Annotated in this window: 15 protein-coding genes and 1 tRNA gene; 2 read left to right on the top strand and 14 right to left on the bottom strand. The window is 58.4% G+C overall.

What is annotated here, in order from left to right; genetic code table 11:
• Positions 1-33 precede the first annotated feature (33 nt).
• From VLY20_06055 to VLY20_06115, 13 genes are all read right to left on the bottom strand, one after another.
• Entirely contained in the window at positions 34-1,170 is a 1,137-nt protein-coding gene (locus VLY20_06055; GenBank protein ID HUK56204.1) for a family 10 glycosylhydrolase, read from the bottom strand.
• Positions 1,151-1,282 (bottom strand): hypothetical protein, encoded by a 132-nt coding sequence (locus VLY20_06060; protein ID HUK56205.1) that lies wholly within the window; start codon positions 1,280-1,282, stop codon positions 1,151-1,153. Before VLY20_06060 ends, VLY20_06055 begins: the two co-directional genes overlap by 20 nt.
• Positions 1,279-1,962 (bottom strand): methyltransferase domain-containing protein, encoded by a 684-nt coding sequence (locus VLY20_06065; GenBank protein ID HUK56206.1) that lies wholly within the window; start codon positions 1,960-1,962, stop codon positions 1,279-1,281. The genes VLY20_06060 and VLY20_06065 overlap by 4 nt, the downstream gene beginning before the upstream one ends.
• Positions 1,963-2,058: 96 nt before the next feature.
• A complete protein-coding gene (locus tag VLY20_06070; GenBank protein ID HUK56207.1) occupies positions 2,059-2,919 on the bottom strand; it encodes a glycosyltransferase family A protein in 861 nt (286 codons plus the stop codon).
• Between the two features lie 6 nt (positions 2,920-2,925).
• A complete protein-coding gene (locus VLY20_06075) occupies positions 2,926-4,551 on the bottom strand; it encodes a flippase (GenBank protein ID HUK56208.1) in 1,626 nt (541 codons plus the stop codon).
• Positions 4,541-5,707 (bottom strand): glycosyltransferase family 4 protein, encoded by a 1,167-nt coding sequence (locus tag VLY20_06080; protein ID HUK56209.1) that lies wholly within the window; start codon positions 5,705-5,707, stop codon positions 4,541-4,543. Before VLY20_06080 ends, VLY20_06075 begins: the two co-directional genes overlap by 11 nt.
• A 48-nt stretch (positions 5,708-5,755) precedes the next feature.
• Positions 5,756-7,681: an asparagine synthase (glutamine-hydrolyzing) gene (asnB, locus tag VLY20_06085; protein HUK56210.1), complete on the bottom strand. Its 1,926-nt coding sequence runs from the start codon at positions 7,679-7,681 to the stop codon at positions 5,756-5,758.
• A 69-nt stretch (positions 7,682-7,750) separates the two neighbouring features.
• A complete protein-coding gene (locus tag VLY20_06090) occupies positions 7,751-9,055 on the bottom strand; it encodes an O-antigen ligase family protein (GenBank protein HUK56211.1) in 1,305 nt (434 codons plus the stop codon).
• Positions 9,056-9,405: 350 nt separating this feature from the next.
• Positions 9,406-10,086: a hypothetical protein gene (locus VLY20_06095; protein HUK56212.1), complete on the bottom strand. Its 681-nt coding sequence runs from the start codon at positions 10,084-10,086 to the stop codon at positions 9,406-9,408.
• A 30-nt stretch (positions 10,087-10,116) separates the two neighbouring features.
• On the bottom strand, positions 10,117-10,716 hold the full coding sequence (locus VLY20_06100; protein ID HUK56213.1) for a hypothetical protein: 600 nt from the start codon (positions 10,714-10,716) through the stop codon (positions 10,117-10,119).
• A gap of 55 nt (positions 10,717-10,771) precedes the next feature.
• Positions 10,772-11,392 (bottom strand): hypothetical protein, encoded by a 621-nt coding sequence (locus tag VLY20_06105; protein ID HUK56214.1) that lies wholly within the window; start codon positions 11,390-11,392, stop codon positions 10,772-10,774.
• Between the two features lie 87 nt (positions 11,393-11,479).
• Positions 11,480-12,850, bottom strand: a complete 1,371-nt coding sequence (locus VLY20_06110; protein HUK56215.1) for a hypothetical protein — start codon at positions 12,848-12,850, stop codon at positions 11,480-11,482.
• 68 nt (positions 12,851-12,918) lie between these two features.
• Entirely contained in the window at positions 12,919-13,659 is a 741-nt protein-coding gene (locus VLY20_06115) for a VPLPA-CTERM sorting domain-containing protein (protein ID HUK56216.1), read from the bottom strand.
• Positions 13,660-14,440: 781 nt separating this feature from the next.
• Between VLY20_06115 and VLY20_06120 the strand changes: the two genes are divergently transcribed.
• Together VLY20_06120 and VLY20_06125 are read left to right on the top strand one after the other, a co-directional pair.
• Complete coding sequence (locus tag VLY20_06120) at positions 14,441-15,148, top strand: response regulator transcription factor (GenBank protein ID HUK56217.1); 708 nt, start codon at positions 14,441-14,443, stop codon at positions 15,146-15,148.
• A gap of 92 nt (positions 15,149-15,240) precedes the next feature.
• A complete protein-coding gene (locus VLY20_06125; GenBank protein ID HUK56218.1) occupies positions 15,241-17,181 on the top strand; it encodes a hypothetical protein in 1,941 nt (646 codons plus the stop codon).
• A 223-nt stretch (positions 17,182-17,404) separates the two neighbouring features.
• On the opposite strand, the gene VLY20_06130 is transcribed toward VLY20_06125, so the two are convergent.
• Positions 17,405-17,476 (bottom strand) — tRNA-Met (locus VLY20_06130).
• Positions 17,477-17,564 lie beyond the last annotated feature (88 nt).

Here is a 17,564-nt window from a genome sequence, read left to right on the forward strand (position 1 = left end):
ATGCCGTCCCGATGAGCGAAGGTCGTCCGAAGCTTACGCCGCCGCGGTCGCTCTGTTCCAACGCGGACGGGCCGGCGTCGCAAATGTCGTTCTGCGAAGATTTTCTATCTGATCGTCGGTCAGTAAATTGTACAGATAGAGGGCAACCCCATTACCCCCTCCAACGTCGCGGGACTGCGCCAGCACGCGTGCGACCTCTTCCCCATCCCGAGCGACGGCCCTTCGGCTGGAACCGATAAAACCGAAGTTCCCGCAAAGAACCGCCATGGCCTGCGGCCGCTTCATACGGGCCTTCAGGGCCTTCAGTCGCGTCCAGTCCGGATTCTCGGAATACTCCATGCTGTACAGCACATCGATCAGCCCGCTGTCGGCCCACCGAAGGCTATCCTGTCCTTGAATATAGGTGTCCGGGCTTCCCGGATTGGCGCATACGCTGATCACCATGTTCCTCCCCGTTTGTCGAACCGCCGTCGAGACTCGACGCACGATTTCTCCAACGGCCTTTTCTTGCCACCGGGCCAGGGCCCCTCGCGCATCGCTCGACACGCCATAAATCATACGGTCCGCAACGAGATTTCTCCCGGTTTCTTTGCGGTAGTCATCGATACAGTACGGGCTTTGCGATATTCCCACCGCGCGAATGTAGTCCAGATTGATCCCCTGCACGGGATACCGGGAGACGCATTCCAGCATGAGGTCGCAGATAAAGTCCCGAAACTCAGGGCGATGGACATCGAAGGCCAGCTCGGGGGTGCCCGGATCGTGGAATTGCGGAAAAAAATCCCGCTGCCTTAACATCACATTGAACCAGGGATGAACCTCGATCTGATAACGGCCGGCGGTCTTGATCAGGTTATCCAGAGGATCAAATCCCGGGTCGGACTTCGCGATGTCCGCCAATCGATCGCTGTCCCAGGGAGCCGTGCCGGACGGCCAACTGGTTCCCCTTCCATGCCATACGCTCGGCATCAACACGTTGAAGCCGGCCCGTTTGATCCTTTCGCACATTTTTTCCGCCCTGCGCGGCGTGATCCAATTCAAGCTCTCGTCAAACATGGCGCGCGATTCGTACATTTCCTCCCCGGACCCGGCTCCGTCGTAAAACGGCCACAGCCCGGCCCCCGCCGATAAAGCGGCCAGCTTTAGAAATTCACGCCGCGAGAAATTCATACGCATTCTGATATCGAAGGTGCGACCGGCCGGCCATGACGGCCCTCACGTCACTCACGAGCGCGAATCCGGACGAAGCGCCGTCGTTTCCGGCGACCGGATGGACACTCATTTTCTGGCCTCGACAAAAAGGGTTTCGTCCGGCCGGTTATCGAGGATGTCGATATCCGGGACGTTTCCCTCGCGGAACGTCATTCGTTCGATTTGAGCAAATCCGGCCTTCTCCAGAAGCATCTTTAACAGATCGAAATCGTACATATAGTGGTGGTGATTCCAATAGCCCGCCCGTGATCGGTTAAAGAAGAATTCAAGGGCCTGCTCCTTTGCGCCTTGCTGGAACAATCGAAAGGCGTGCTCGACGTCCGGAACGGCGATTCGGATCAGGCCGTCCCGCCGGAGGGCGCGGAACGCATCGCGCAGGAGCCGTTCCGCTTCCTCCCGAAACATGTGTTCCAAAACGTGCGAGGAATAAATCACATCCACCGTCTCATCCTCAAACGGCACCCCGTACTCCAAGCGGTGGTGCACGAAACGGTGGCTCTTTAAAATCGAGATATACTCCGAGCGGGAATACCACTGCCGGTTGTCGGACCAGTCGTACAACCGGTTCAGAACGAACGACGGAAACCCCGAAACCAGCGCGTTGAGGCTGGCATCCACATTGATCCATCCCGGCGCGACGGTGAGACCCGAACCAAGATTGACCTTGACGGGCGTGTCGCCCGCCGAAACACGTCGACGCTTCCTCGCCCACGCGATAAAAATCGCGGCCTTGTCAAACAGACGCGCCATGGCGTACAAAACCATTGAAAGGTTGTTTGTTCATAACGGTCGGTCTTCCCCTCTCATCCGCACGGCGCATCCATTCATAAATACGGCCATCCTCTATTAATGAATCAACGCTCTTATGACACCTCTCACGGCATTCACAACGGTGAGCAAGGAAGGGAACGCATGCGTGCATCCGGATGCCGCCACCCATAGGGGATGGTATAAACGGAGCCAGAGAGGCAAGTTCAACAAGCGGTGGGCTCTTCGCCGGACGAGCTTGAGGGTCTCCACCTGCTCCCGGCGGCTTTTTTGTTTGAAGTAGCTTCCGGGATTGGTGTACCACAGCACGGTGCGACGGGGCAGAATGACGGCCTTGCCGTATTGCAAGGCGCGCAGCTGAAAGTCGTAATCCTCGCTGAGCGGCAGCCGCTCATCGTATCCCCCGATCCGCCGCCAGGTGGATTTAGGATAGAACAACGTCGAGTTGACGAAGACGTTGCGTCTGTACACCGTCATGGGACTGAGCCAGCCGATCCGATCCGGAACGGCCTCCCCGGAAGTGGACAGTAACTCCCGGGGGATATGTTCATGAAAAACATTTGTCGTGACGTATTCAGTGCCCAGGAAAGCGAGATCCGGGTGCCGGCGCGCAAAGCTCATCGAGTATTCCAATCGAAGGGGCAAACTCAAGTCATCGGCATCGTTGATCGCAATATAGTCTCCCGTCGCCGCGGAAACACCCTCATTCAGAGCCCGCCCCCGTCCGAGTCTTCCTCTTTGAAGATACCGAAACCTGGCGTCATCGACGGCCGCGCAAATTTCGCCCGTTTGATCGAACGATCCGTCATCCACCACGACAACCTCAAAGTTCGGATAGGTCTGGGCCAGCGCCGCGCTCACGGAGGCGCGAATATACCGCTCCGCATTGTAAGCCGTAATCACAACGGACACTTTCGGCTGTCGATCGGGGTTGTCCATCGGCGTTCACGGGGAGGCGGAGGGAAACCATCGCGCAAGCGGCGGGACCTTCCGGGCCAGACCGCGAAGCGCCTCCCGATCCTCGGCTTCCACTTTCATAACCAAGAGCGCCGCGCCGAAGATCGCCGTGGCCGCGAATCCCGCGGCCGCGGCGGAGGACAGCACGTGTTCCGACCGCAGGAACATTCCGACGGCCAATGTCAAAGCGCCGGCCAAGATCGACTTCACCATGCCGCGTGAAAACGGAATCACGCCGCAGAGCCGCCTCGCTTCCGCAACGCACAGGATGCTTCCCGCGATCACATTCAACGACACCGCCCACGCGGCGCCAAGCGGCCCGTAGCGCGGGATCAGCACCATGTTCGCGCCGATCAACAGCAGTCCCATGACGATGGAATTCATCATGATCGTCCCCGGGTATCCGGCCATGATGATGGTCGCCGTTGCCGGTCCCGATGCGCTGCTCACCAAATATCCCGCGGCCAGAATGATCAGCCAGGGAACGCCCTTCGTGAAATCCTCCCCGAAGAGATGAAGAATCTCCCGGCCGAAGAGCACGAAATAGATGAAGATCAGGATCGACAGAGCCAGGGTCCAACGAGAAGTGAACCCGTAAAGCGATTTGAGACGAACGCGGTCCTTCCGGGCGAAAAGAGTCCCGACCATCGGGATCACCGCCGAATGAAACGCGGTCATGATGAGACCGAGAATCGCCGCGGTCTGCGACGCGGCGCTGTAGACGCCGACGTCCCGGGAGGGAAACCACGCTCCCACAAACAGCATATCGGACCGGGGCGCAAACACCCCGAAGAGATTCGAGATCACCAGGGGAAACGAAAAAGCCAGGAGCGCGGGAGCGGTTCGCCTCCATCCGGAACCGTCGTGACGGGAACGGACGTCCGTCATTCGCAGAAGGCATGCGATCGCGAGCCCCGCAGTCAGTGTGAGGACCGCCAGAACGGCTCCCAGAACTCCCGCGAGCCCCCACCCCATCCAGAGCGCGAGTCCGGCGAGCGCAAACTTTCCCCCCGGCTCGACAACATATTTGATCGAAACAAACCGCCGGACATCGTGCAACGCCCTGAGGGAAGAAAGCAGAACGGCCGAAACGGCCGCCCCGGGAATTCCGACGGCCAATACGGTCAGGACCGTCGCCAAATCGGGCTTTCCGAAAACCTTCTCCGACAACGGGTGCGCCAACAAGGCCAGACAGACCCCCAACGCGCTTCCGAACAGGAGCGCCATGCCGCTCGCGGCGGTGATATACGGCCCGATCCGACCCGTTTTATCCCGATCGAGCGATTGCGAGACAAACTTCATGACCGACGTATCGAGACTGAGGGGTGCAAACAGGATCAGGATGTTGAAGAGGCTGAGGCCGAGGGCATACAGGCCGAAATCCGTCGGTCCCAACACACGCGCGAGATAGATTCCGAACAGATAGTTGAGCCCGCAACCGAACACGGACGCGACCAGGATGAGGGCGCTGCTGCCGAGGGCGTCCGGCGCGTCACCCGTCGTCGAAACGCGCTCGGGTGCGGGGAAACCGCTATTCAAAGGATCGGAAGAGCCCGGGTCGATGACCGCCGACGCCTCCGCCGTTTCGAGCATCGTTGTCGTTTTACTTTCCATCACCTTTGCTCCGGATTATGACTTGACGGCGTCGGTTGGAAAACGCCTTGATGGCGTCAAGAAAACGCTCCACCGACACGCTCATCCTCAGCCCGTCTCCCGCCTGCATGGCGGCGGCCCGCATGGCTTTGAGTCGATTCGGCGACTTCAAAAGGGCTTCAATCGCCGCCGCATATTCATCGACGTCCTGCTTCGTCATGACGCCGGTCTCGGTCGTCAGATATTCGATCTCCGGACTGTGCGCGGGGTAGTCGGTCGTGACCAGCGGCAGTCCATAGGCGAATCCATGCACGATGGCCAGGCCGACCAATCCCGGGATCACCAGCATCTCGGCCAGACGGAAATAAACGCTGAGACGTCCGGGGTCGATTAAGGCTCCGAGGAAATGGGCATGCCGCAGGTTCAGCGCATCCCGCAAGGCCTCCAGACCTTTCCGCTCGGGACCGTCCCCGACGACCAGAAGGGCCGCGTTCGGCCGGCGCTCCTGCAGCCGCGCGAAGGCCCGCAAGAGGATATCGACACGCTTCTCTCCGTACAATCGGCCCGAAAACAAGAGAACGCTTTTTTCATCGAGTTCCAGAGTCGCCCGGGCCCGCGCGAGATCTTCTTCAGTCACCTTCGCAGCGGCCGACCGAAAACCCTCCACGTCGATGGTATTGTAATGAGGTCTGACCCGCTCGCCCGGAAGGCCGTTCTTGCGCCAATAGTTGGCGCCTCCCTCGGTATAAGTGATCAGGCCGTCCGCATGCCGGGTCATGAACCGTTTCGCCGCTTCCTTCACGGCCCGCGACCATGAGAGGCGATCCACCGCTTGGAAGTTATACCCGTGCCCCCACCAGATCCACCGCCGACAAAGCCCGCGCCGTCGCGCCCATAAATAGGGGATATTCAACCCCTGCAGCTCCTGGGGAGCGATGATAATATCCGATCCGGCGATCGCCTTGGTCAGGCCCGTAAGCCAGAGTCCGCCCTCCCTTCTCCCGATCGGATGCGAAGGAAGCGGCCGGTGTCGAAATTCGCCGCGGGGAGGTCCCGATTCGGCTGCGCTGAGCACGGTGATTCGGAACCCTTCCCGCTCGCCGCGCGCGCTCAGTTGCGAGAAAAACGGCACGCGGTAATGAGGAATTTCCCGTTGAATGATGGACACGGTCTGCATCAAGCCCCCATCCGGCCTCACTCGACGGGATCCCCGCAGCTTCCGGGATCATCCCCCGTCGGAAAATCGTCGGCACCACATCTCCAGCACCAGGGCTTTGTACGACGGAGGAACCACCGCCCCCAGCGCAAAAGGACCGTCGGACAATGTTCGCGCGGCCTCCGGCTTGAGCACGCCGGCCTGAACAAGATAGCCGTCGTGGAGAAGCGGGCCGTACTTGGCGAACAGGGCCCGGTGCCACTCGATGACCGGAGGATGGAACCCCCGCTTCCGGCGCCGGAGCACCCAGTCCGGCAAGATGCCCTTGAGGGCGGTCCTGAACCACGCTTTGGGCGGCAACTCATAATCGGTTTGTGCCTTGCGGAGTCCGATCACCGTTTCGACCAAGCGGTAATCGACGAGCGGGAGTCGGAGCTCGACCGAGGAGGCCATGCCGAGACGATCTCCCTGCGCCATGCCGTTTTCCAGAAGGTAGGTCGAACAGATCAACCGGGTCAGCAGGATGTCGGGACGCGGCCATGGTTGCGCGATCGTGAAGGGGTCGTACGGCGTTGCGGTTCCGAGCGACTCGACAAACGCGGGGGCATACCAATTTCGCATCTGGCGGCGCGCGATGCGGAAATCCGGCGTCAGGTCGTAGAAGACCGCTTGATCGCGGCGGCTGTCCCGGTCACGAAGGAAGGATTCCCACGACGTTCGCAGACCGCCCGCCGACGTGCCCCAATTCCACAACCCGCGCTTTGACCACGTCTGCGGAAGCCACTGCACCGAGAGATAGTCTTGGAATCTGCGTTGACCCATGGCCGGAACGGCGCCCTTGCGGAACGATTCTTTCGCCGCCTGAGCCGTCCAGGGATAGCCCCAGAACAGTTCGTCGCCTCCCTGCCCCTGGAGCATGACGGCTACCCCCGCCTGCCTCGCGGCGTTCATCACGGCGTAGTACCCGAAGCCGGAGAGGTCGGCGATCGGATCGTCACACCAATACACCAACTCCGGAAAGAACCGCACCATCCAGTCTTGGGTAATTTCAACTCCGTGAAACGGCAAGCCCAGGTGGTCCGCCAAGGCCTTCGCGTCGGCGCGCTCGTCGTGAAGGGGCTTTCCGGAATACCCGATGCTGAAGGCGTGCATTTGACCGGGGTATTTCTTCGCGGCGACGGCCGCGATCGCGCTGGAGTCCAACCCGCCGCTGAGCGCGACGCCGACCGGCACATCGGACCGCACGACGAGTTCGCCTACCGTTTCTAACTCGGCCCGGATCGCTTCGACCGGATCGCCGGAACGCGCCGCGATTTCGTCCATGCTCCAATACGCCGTCTCCTCGACCTTCCAAGGATCAAGGGCTACGGTCAACATATGGGCCGCCGGCAGTTTGCGGAGGTGTCGCAGAGCTGTCCGCGGTTCGGGGACGTAGTTAAAGTGGAAGAACAGATCGACGGCATGAGGGTCCAACTCAAACGGAAGCAATTTCGAGTTCAAAAGAGTCTTCAACTCGGAACCGAAGACCAGCATTTGGCGGTCGAGGAACAGGTACAGGGGTTTTTCCCCCATCCGGTCCCGGACGAGGATCAGGCGTCTTACTCGACCGTCCCACAAGGCGAACGAAAACATGCCCCGCAAGTGATGAACGCAGTCCCGGCCGTATTCCTCGTACAGGTGCACGATCACTTCGCAGTCGCTTCCCGTCGCGAACCGATGGCCTCGCGCCTGAAGCCGGGCGCGGAGCTCGACGTAATTGTAAATTTCTCCGTTGGCGATCACGGTCAGCGTCCCGTCTTCGTTGTGAAGCGGCTGCCATCCGCGGGCGACATCGATGATGCTCAAGCGGCGCATCGCAAGAGCGACGTGCTTATCGTAGTAGTGCCCCTCGCCGTCGGGCCCACGGTGCACCATGGCCTTGCTCATGAGCGAGACCCGTTCATAATGTTCCGGCCGGAGAGGGTCACGAGCAATCAACCCGGCTATGCCGCACATGACATTTTCCTCATGCTCAGGACAACGGCTCGATGCTTCCAAACATCCCTTGGATCTTTCTCTCTCCTCCTAAACGGGGAGAGAATGAGTTTGCCGCCGGACCCGGGGAAATCGGAGCCGGTCGAAGCCGGCCGCCGCCGGCCGGGCGCCCGACCCGGCCCGGGGCAACGCGGTCGCGCCTTTTTCCGTTTGCCTCAAGCTCATGGCAAAGATCGCGATATACCAATACAGCACTCCGGAGTACATGGCGGCGGAAAAAATAACGGTTTCACCCACATTCGAAAGGCTCATAAAAATTAAGACATACAGTTCCGCCCCGTATTGTCTCGCCGTGTCCCGCTTAAACAGCGCCCATAAGGCATAGCCGATAATCGCAACGTACAGGAAGGCGCCCAACGCGCCCGAATCAAGCAATGCCTGGATAAAACCGTCGTGGAGCGTCGGAGTGAATGATCGTTGATGTTGCGCATCCGTGCCGGGTGCCTTCATAACCTTCAGTCCCTGCGCTTCGTTGTCGAACGCATCCGCCCCGATTGTAAATCCGTAGCCTAAAAAAGGCCTGTTCCAGAACTTGGCAAGAGCGACATTCCATATGGTCACTCTTCCCGACAGATTTGTTATGGACTTTTCCCGCAAAATCTGTGATTCCTCTTTCGATGAAATACGAAGATCGGCCGCCGCCATCATCAACGGCAAGATCGCCGCGAAGATAATCGTAGCCGTCGTCCATGTCCGCTTATGCTTAAAATAGAAAGCGGCGGTGACGCACAACGCCACGACCGCGGCCACCCAAAAAGTCCTGGATCCGGTCAGATAGAGACATGGAAGAGAGACGAACAGCCCCGCAATACGAAGCGGCCAATTCCATCGGCCCAGCACGGATAAACCGAACAGGATGCCCGATGCCGCCCCCATCATGGCGGCTTTGCCGAACAGACCGTTGAATCGATATCCCTCCCGGGTTGATTCATAGACCCATTGAGGCCGATCATAGGCCAGGATCAAACTGGCCAGACAGACCGCTGTGAACACCAGCGCCGTCATCATCAGGGCCGCCTTATTTTTATGAATCTCCTTCCGCTGTGTCTCGATGTACGCGATGAAAAACAAGATCGTGGCGATCAGCGACGAGGTCTGAACAACGACATAGAGCGGCCTCCGTGAAACGACCGACGTCAGAAGCAAAAGCGCCAGATAGGCAAAGACCAGGGCATATCGCTTAGGGAGGTCCGCACTCCCCCATGTCATGAGCCAGTATAATCCGACCATCAATGCCGGTCCCTCGGAGATGCCGCGCAACACATAACTGTCTCCAAAAGGCAATACATCTTTTCCGACAAGAGCGATCACCAAGAGCGCAAAAACATATCCCATCTTTGAAGCGGCGCCCCCTATGTTCTTCCCCTCGGCTCATCCGGAGAGCAAAGAATGCGGCCGGCTGCTGTCCGAACCGCGAAATCGGGGGGCTCGGTGCCATAGATCGTGACATCCAGATCCGCGCCGGATGCCCGAGATCGGATCTCTCCAAAGAACGGAACCCGATCATGGGGAATCTTTCTCCGGATGACGGCCACGGTCGGTACATCGACCCGGATCAATCGACGGCGATGTTTCAGCAAGGACGCGCGCTCAAGTTTCGAACACGATCATCCCCTTTTCTTGTTATAAGACCGTTATGCGGATGTTAGCTTCAGGTTAATTTTTCCGGGGCGGAAAAGAAAAAATCATTTTGAGCGCATCCTGCCGGTCTTTGTGACCCCTCTTAGACGGACCAGCATCCGAGACAACGAACGATGGTGTAGGAATCCGAACCATCCCGTGAGGCCGGTGACGAAGAGCCACGCGGCGCCCGGGAGGGGGACCGAGGATACCGGGCTCACTTGGCCGCTCAGAACGATATCGACGCTGCCTCCGGTCGTCCCCGTGATCTCTCCGGAGAAAGAGGCGGGAACAGTGCCGGAGAGGCTCCCGCTAAAGAAACCGCCCGGTTGAAATTGAAAGGGATTGCTCGAACCGCCAAGAACATCGCCGCTGCCGGGAGCATCCGTCACCGATGGATCGGGAATTGAAATCGACGCCGGCGGATAGTAGGATGGGAGGAGATCCATGGCATGCGGTTTCGAAAATAACACATCGGCAAAGATCGGCCCGAAGTTTTCCTTTTCCCACCGGCCGACCGCGAATCCGTTGGACGAGAACGGGATATAAAACAGACCTTCGCTCATGCTTTCTTGTTTTCGGAGGAGCGGATCCATCAATTCCTGGGGGGTTTCAAGATCCCCGGCGACCGCGATCCATCCCCATCCGGACGGACTCGGGCGAACCACCTGGACGAGGGAGGCCTCGGCCATCTGGACCGACAGGATCGATAAAGCCGCCGCGCAGACCAGAAATTTGAGAGGCATACAACAGCGTTTCTTGGCGATGCGCATTTCTTACGAGAGATCGGTCAAAATCCGACCCGACCCTCCCCAACCCAACAAGGCCAGGGCCAAGATCCCCGTCGCAAAGAGTCCCAAGGCTGCGGGAAGAGGGACGGGAGCGACTTCCGTGGTGCCCTGCAGGTTCATCGTGAAGGAGGAAACATCCACATAAACATGTTGCCACGAAAGGCTGAATTGCCCGGTATTGGGATCGTAGGTGCCGGTCGCCAAACCGCCGATGTTCAAGGTCGCATTGATCACGGGTCCCGCAATTCCGGCAAACAGGGACGAGAGGTCCGCCGTCACCGTTGTTCCGGAGATCTGCGCGGACGGCGGAGCGTACAGTCCGCCGGAGGAAGCGGTGAAGATCGAGAAAGTGTGTCCGTCGATCGGAATCGGCGGAAAGATGTCCGGCGGAGGCTGGAATTGCCCCATCGCCAGCGTTCCGTTCTGTGTAAAGTTTCCGGAGAGAGAACCGAAGGCCCCTAAATTCAACGAGAGGCTCCCGCCGGTAATGTCCAACTGCGACACCGTATCCGCGTGAGCGGCGGCGCCGCAGAAATAAAAAAGAAGACCCACAAATGAAACGATCAGTATTTTTTGGAGTTTCATGATGTCTCCGGAGCAATTCCGCCCGGAGAATTTTTCCCCGGGCGGAATGCATTGTTTATCCAAATAGCCTTTGCCAACTCATGCCGACAAAGCCGACCAAACCCGTAGCGAACATCAACAGGGAGGTCGGAATCGGGACCGGCGCCGGCGCCATGCCGTCATAGGGATTCACGGCAAAGGTCAGCGTTATTCCCGCGTCTTGCAGAGGATTAAACCCGTTTCCGTTCAAATCCCACTCGATGGCCAGCGTGTTGTAATACGTATAAGCCACTTGTGGATTGACGGAATGAGACGGATCGATCGGATTCAAATAAACCTGATTGGCATAATCCGCCGGGTCGGAGATTGTGTAGATCGTACTCGTCTGGTCATTTCGCAACGCAAAATTCACCAAAGAACCGCCTGAAAACGTGTATTGCCCATACAGGGAAGCGGGACCATTGGGCGCCAGGGCGATCGGTGTAAACCCGCTGCCGTCTACAAACCCAAAGTCATACATCGGAACCGGCAGGGTGAGGTCAATATTAAACGTCGCATCCCCGCTGTTATGATCGGTCCCGTCGATCATCAGCACAAGACCCGGGTTGTTCACAACCAAGTCCGCCGACGCCTGACCCGGCGGGATGCCCCACAGGACGCCTACCAGCAAAGCCAGTAAAGCCATCTTGTTTTTCATTGTTAACCTCGATCAATGCTTTGAGCCTAAAGCCCCGCCGGGGATCTTGCGGTCCCCGGCAGGACGATGGCTGTTGTGAAATCCCTTTTACTGAGCGCAGGGATGCGCACCGGCCTTCCACTGCACCGGGCCCGCATCCGCATTCTTGAAGGTATACATGTCGGAGCCCGCGACCCAGAAGGCCCCGGCCGGCAGAAGCGCGACCGTGGCCGACGATGACGCGTTCGTGACAAAATCGGACATCAACGCGGTCTGATCCGCCGAGATGCCCGGGTCCGAGTAGTTCCTTACGTTCAAGCGTTCCCCGGCCCAGTAGAGGTACATACCGCAACGGACGTTCATCTTATGATCGGGCAGGGAAGCGTCGTTTGCAAAAAGGCCGTCGAGTTTGATCGGGTACGCAGGAGCCGTAACCACGCTCACGTCGGCATCTACGTAGCCGATGCCCCTCGGATGAGCCGGCCGGCCCAAGCCCGCGTTTCCTCTCATGCAGTCCTGGACATCCTGAGTGCTTTGTCCGAAGTAGACTCCATCGGCCGCGAGGGTCAGATTCGTCGACCCGCTTGGGGTCTCGGTGGCGTCTTTCATGACGGTTTGATCAAGCGCCGCCTTGGAACCGGATCCCGCCGCGCGAAGACAGAGGGTGATCGGCGAGGTCGCATCCGGAGTGCCGGGCGTGGTCACGTCCGTCACCAGACCGACTTGAGACCAGTCGGTGACGTTCCGGCTGAAGATCGCCTCGATTTCGGTACGGTTCAAGCCCGTCACGGGCACCAGAACTCCGCCGACGTTTTTCTTGACATGCTCTCCCACGATGAACTGCCACGGCACGATCGCCGCCTGGTTGCTGGTCAGCATGCTCTGGTCCAACGGCTTCACGACCGTGGTGATCGGCCCGACTTGGCCGAAGGAACTTCCGGCCACGTCCGCCGCCCCCATGGTCACCGGAAGATCTCCCGCGACGATCGTATTGCAGCCGGTGTATTCATAATACTGTTTGCCGTCGGCGGCCCGGGTCAAGAGGTTCGGTCCCGATGTGCAGGTGCTCGCAAGGTGATCCAGATAGTGCATGTACGAATGCGCCGTGTCGGATGTCGGATTCTGAAGTTTCAGGATCCCATCGGAAGAGCCCGTGGCCGAGTACCGGATGATGGTCGGCACGCCGGCCCGCGATCCGGTCCAGACATGGAGTTTGCCGGATGTGATGACCGGGCTTGCAATGTCACCGTTTACGTAATGAATCGGAAGATTTGGGGCCTGGTCCAGCAGGTTTAATGGAACCTGCGTCATGAACGGTGTGGCCGCGGAAGATCCGCCGGCATTTAACGCAACGCACGAGGTGGGTTGCGGTCCTGTACATTGCTCGACCTGGGCCGACGCCGGCGAGGCGTTCATCCAAAGAAGGCCGGCGAGCAAGCCGCCTACAACGGCCAGTTTGTTCAATTTCATCGGTTTCATCTGCATTTCTCCTTTTTAGTTTATTGAACCCTTTTTGATGGCTCGTTATGTTTTAATGGTTGAACGTTTTAGACGGACATCAGATTGCGACGGGCCACACCCACCAGCCCGACCAAACCCGTGCCGAACAACACCATGGCGGCCGGGATCGGCACCGGAGCAATCGCATTCCCGGAGATCGTAAGCAAGCCGCCCGCCGTCAACGTCGCATGTCCCAGCTGGGCGATGGCATCGGAAGAATAATCCGCCGAAATAATGCCCAAAGTGCCCCCGAGCCCCGTCTGCATGGAGACCGGGAAACTGCCGGCCAGCGTGCCGCTCGTACCGAAATTGCTTGTGAACGAATTGGGGTCCGAAGCGGGAAGAAGCTTCGAGGAAAGTCCGTCTCCTGAACTGAGCGCGGCCCAAACGGCGTCCGTGTTCCAGGCGTTCTGCGGAGCCACTTGCGACAACTGGGCCGCCGTGTAGGCGCTGGCGTCCTGGCTCGACCCGGCCACAAGATAGGTCGGATCACCCGTGCTCGGATTATAGTAAAAACCGATCAAGGCCCAAGCCGGAGAATTCGTCCCTTGTATCGCGGACATGGTGGAAGAATCGATGGTAAAGTTCGTCGACGCTCCCGGTGTGAGCAACGGAGTGGCCGCGCCGATATTGTCGATGAACTCGGTGTTATTGCCGAAGACGGCCAAGACCAGGTCGCCGTTATTGATATCAACGGCGAGGGCTTTTCCGTTAAAGCCCGCAACGAACATGACAGCCAAGGTAAAAATCCCGAGGACTGTTTGTTTCAACTTCGTTTTGTAATTCATTGTCTTCTCCTTATAATAAGGATTACGGTTACGTACCCGGCTCGTCCGAAGACGCCCCCCGGTCGCCTTCCCTTCCGAGCCGCTTCTTCCTCCGGCTGAGCTTCCTTGCTCAACCGGGGCGATTATCTCATCGCAGGCATTAAAAACCGATCAAGATGAAATAAAATGAAGTAAAGTTTTTATGATTTAATGTTTCCTCCTTTCCGTTTGATTCATGGTTGAGGGTTGCGCAATCGGCACGGTCCGGCGCGGCCGACTTTACTGAAACCTTCCGCCGCTTGATAAGGCGTCCCCCCGGCCGCCCTCCCTTCCGAGCCGCTTCTTCCTACGGCTGAGCTTCCTTGCTCAACCTGGGCGATTATCTCACCGCACGCATTAAGAACGGATCAAGATGAAATAAAATGAAGTAAAACTGTTCCCCGTTTTCTTTGATCAAATATCAGATGAAGCCCGTCTCTCCATCGACCCCAATCCGCATCGCGGGGGAACGACTCGGACCCGGCGTCGAAGGAGAGACCGGATGACACGCTTCGCGCGGAAGCGAACAAAGTCTATGACGAACAAATTAAAGCCCGGTCAAGATCCGGTTAAATCGGATTCAATTTCCCGGAGGGCCGTAGATGGGAGGAGGACGGAGGATACGGGAGCTTTCAAAAAAGGTCGACGTCGATCGTTCTCAAATATTACTCTTTTGTAACACGCTCTTGAGATCAAGGTAACAAGACCCTTCTATGCTGTCGGACAAATTACAGGCGATATTCAATTCAGAACCGGACACCCCATGCCGAAAAAAGTTCTGATCATCGAAGACGATCCGGACACTTCCAGCCTCGTCGCACATTACCTGAAGCAGGAAGGATACTCTGTCGGCACGGCTTCCGATGGAGTGATGGGGCTTAAACAGGTCCGGAAAAACTCTCCGGATCTGTTGATTCTGGACATCATCCTTCCTCACATGGACGGTTTCGAGGTTTGCAAAAAACTGCGCCAAGACGCGGCCACATCGCGATTGCCCATTTTGATGCTCACCGCCCTGGGCGAGGAATCGGACAAGGTCGTCGGGCTGGAATTGGGAACGGACGACTATGTCACCAAACCCTTCAGCCCCAAAGAACTCGTGGCCCGCGTCAAGGGACTCTTGCGGCGCTACGAGCACAGGGAGATCGGGACCTTGTCGTCCTTCCACAAATACGGGCCCCTCATCTTGGACGAGGCGCGCCAATCGGTCAAGGTAAACGGCCAAGGGGTTCGTCTCACGGCCAAGGAGTTCGCTCTCTTGGCGCAGCTTTTAAAAAGAAAGGGAAGGGTGCTGACTCGTCAAATGCTTCTCGAAACGGTCTGGGGGTATGAATCTCAAGTGACCACCCGAACCATCGAGGTCCATATCTACGGACTCCGACAAAAGATCCCATTCCTGACCAAAGCCATTCAGACCGTCGTGTCTTCCGGATACAAGCTCTTGGATGAAGGAAATCAGGGAACGGTCTGACGCCGAGGACTTCTCCGGGAGCTTCCTGTGAAGCCCGCTCCGGACCGCTCTCATACAGCCTGTGAGAATGAGTACAATCAGGAGGCGGGTCAATGAAGTGCGGCAAAGCGCGTCTTGGGCTGGTGACGAGCATTCTTATTATCGGCGGGACCGCCGTCGTCTTGAATAGCTGCGGCCACGAAGGGGACGGATCGAGTAGCCGCGGCGGTACGAGTACAACCCCGATCGCCGATGCGGCCGAAGGCAGCGCGGCGGCCGGCTCGGCACAGGCTGCGGCTTCGGTTGGAACAGGAATTTCAGACCTGGCCGACTCACTCGGCCACTTGGGCGGGAGTTCGCTAGGCCTAGATCTTCCTTCAAAACCGATCAACCCGCTGACCGCGCCGGACTCCAGCCTGGCCAAAATGGCGACCAAGGCCCGAAAGGCGGCCGCCTCGAAAGTTATCTCCATCGCAGCGACCCGTCTAAAGGCGGCCGCGACGGGTTTCAAATCGGCGCTGACGGCGGTTTCTCCCGGCGGCGCCTGCGGCGACGGCGGAAGCTGGACGGCCTCCGGCACGGCGGACATAAGCGGAACGTTTGACGTCGTCGTGACCTTGGCCGGCTGCCGCGAAGACGGCGATCAGATGGACGGCGAGATGCATATAACCGGGAACGCCTCTTCGACCGGCGTCAACGTAAACGCCGCCCTGGGTGACGATTCCAGTTTACCGACAACCGATCTCGTCATCCTGACCTTTAATGACGCAACTTATTCCAGCCTGGTAGGACGTTTCAAAACCGCCATGGATCTACAAGACACCTCTCTTTGCGGGGTCGGCTCTTTTACAGACGGCGCCTGCACCGCGGGCTCTTATTCCCTCGCGGCGAGCGGGACGGCCTCTTATGACGACTATACCCTGACGCCGGTCCAGACGATCAATCTGTCATTGAGCCGTTTTACCGATAGCGGTTCCTTCTCGATGAACACCGGCTCCACCGCGGAGACGGACACCTACGACGACACCCTGGGAGGGAGGATCGATGAGTCCTGGACCGATCCTACGGACCGTTCGCCTCACGGCGTGACGGTCGGTTTTTCCAACTTCAACGTCCACGTCGAGGACGACATCGCCCCGTCGGCGCCGCTCGTGTCCCGGAGCTCGGTTAACTCGTTTGATCGTTTCACCTCTTTCTCCGGAACGGTCTCGATCGATTTTACGCCGGATTCGGATTGTCCCTTTGAAGGGACTTTCAGTCTCGTCACGGACTCGCCGTTGCATCGAACGAGCCCCGACCGTTGCCCGATAGGCGGCCATCTGACCATAAACGGCCGTACGACGCTTACGTATAACAGCGACGGCAGCGTGGATGTGGCAACGGGAGCCGACACGATGCATTATGATTCCTGCCGCGAAATGGACGCCGTCTGCCCATTCGAGGACTTTCAAGCCTCCGGAGGCCGGCTGTCCGGGAGCTACGGGACACCGGTCAGCGGGAACGGTTTTCTGGTCACGTTGAGTTGGAACGACTTCGACCTCAACGGGTCACCCGGACCGACCGATGCATCGGGAAGCCAAACCAGCGACATGGATCTTCATGTGGGTTATTACAGCAACCCCAACCCGACCGCCGGCCCCGCGGAGGCCGAAATATCCTGGGATACGGGCGATAATCTCATGGTGGGCTATAACAGCACGCGCTTCGGCGCCGCCACGGCGGTTCTTGATTTCGACGATTCACAGGGGAAGGGTCCGGAACATATCACGGTGACCGGGCTTCCGGCCGGTTACTACGTCATCGCCGTTGACAGCTTTGACCTGCATCTGGCCGCGAGCGTCGCGGTCAACACAAGCGTAACGATCGGAGGAAGCATCTACACGTTTCCCCCGCATACTTTTACCACGGCGGACCATGACGCGAGCGAACCTTCAACGAGCGTGCCCTCGGCCTGGTACCGTGTGACCGATCTGCAATGCCTATCGGACGGCCATTGCACCTTTGTAACGCCGAATCCCGATCTTCAAGTGGAAGACAGCCCTTTCCAATATTAACCCGAATCAAAGAGGTGGTCCCGTCGCCGGGCGCCGCGGATGGGGAAAAGGGATAAGTTCTCGAAGGGTTTGGGGGCGGAGGGATCGGTTCGCCTGACGGGTCAAGAAGCACAAAAAGAAAATGGAGTAATGGAACAGTAGACCGCATTGTGAGCAGTGTCCACTCTCCAATGTCCACTGCTCCAATGCTCCAAATTTTTGTCCGCCTCGGCGGACAAAAATTTAGCGGCGGAGGGATTTGAACCCCCGGCCAAGAGATTATGATTCTCCTGCTCTACCACTGAGCTACGCCGCCGTAAGATCGTCGGGTGCTACTCTACCAAGTTTAAAGGCCTATCGTCAAGAAGAGTGCGGAGAAAATACGAAGAGCGCCGAATCAGCGC

It is taken from the genome of Nitrospiria bacterium (assembly GCA_035517655.1).
Taxonomy (GTDB): Bacteria; Nitrospirota; Nitrospiria; order JACQBZ01; family JACQBZ01; genus JACQBZ01.

Coding starts and splice junctions, on each gene's coding strand:
- VLY20_06065 (HUK56206.1), bottom strand. CDS start 1,962: ATGGCGCGTCTGTTTGACAAGGCCGCGATTTTTATCGCGTGGGCGAGG.
- VLY20_06080 (HUK56209.1), bottom strand. CDS start 5,707: ATGCAGACCGTGTCCATCATTCAACGGGAAATTCCTCATTACCGCGTG.
- VLY20_06055 (HUK56204.1), bottom strand. CDS start 1,170: ATGAATTTCTCGCGGCGTGAATTTCTAAAGCTGGCCGCTTTATCGGCG.
- VLY20_06070 (HUK56207.1), bottom strand. CDS start 2,919: ATGGACAACCCCGATCGACAGCCGAAAGTGTCCGTTGTGATTACGGCT.
- asnB (HUK56210.1), bottom strand. CDS start 7,681: ATGTGCGGCATAGCCGGGTTGATTGCTCGTGACCCTCTCCGGCCGGAA.
- VLY20_06100 (HUK56213.1), bottom strand. CDS start 10,716: ATGAAACTCCAAAAAATACTGATCGTTTCATTTGTGGGTCTTCTTTTT.
- VLY20_06075 (HUK56208.1), bottom strand. CDS start 4,551: ATGGAAAGTAAAACGACAACGATGCTCGAAACGGCGGAGGCGTCGGCG.
- VLY20_06060 (HUK56205.1), bottom strand. CDS start 1,282: ATGAGTGTCCATCCGGTCGCCGGAAACGACGGCGCTTCGTCCGGATTC.
- VLY20_06125 (HUK56218.1), top strand. CDS start 15,241: ATGAAGTGCGGCAAAGCGCGTCTTGGGCTGGTGACGAGCATTCTTATT.
- VLY20_06115 (HUK56216.1), bottom strand. CDS start 13,659: ATGAATTACAAAACGAAGTTGAAACAAACAGTCCTCGGGATTTTTACC.
- VLY20_06105 (HUK56214.1), bottom strand. CDS start 11,392: ATGAAAAACAAGATGGCTTTACTGGCTTTGCTGGTAGGCGTCCTGTGG.
- VLY20_06090 (HUK56211.1), bottom strand. CDS start 9,055: ATGGGATATGTTTTTGCGCTCTTGGTGATCGCTCTTGTCGGAAAAGAT.
- VLY20_06120 (HUK56217.1), top strand. CDS start 14,441: ATGCCGAAAAAAGTTCTGATCATCGAAGACGATCCGGACACTTCCAGC.
- VLY20_06110 (HUK56215.1), bottom strand. CDS start 12,850: ATGAAACCGATGAAATTGAACAAACTGGCCGTTGTAGGCGGCTTGCTC.
- VLY20_06095 (HUK56212.1), bottom strand. CDS start 10,086: ATGCCTCTCAAATTTCTGGTCTGCGCGGCGGCTTTATCGATCCTGTCG.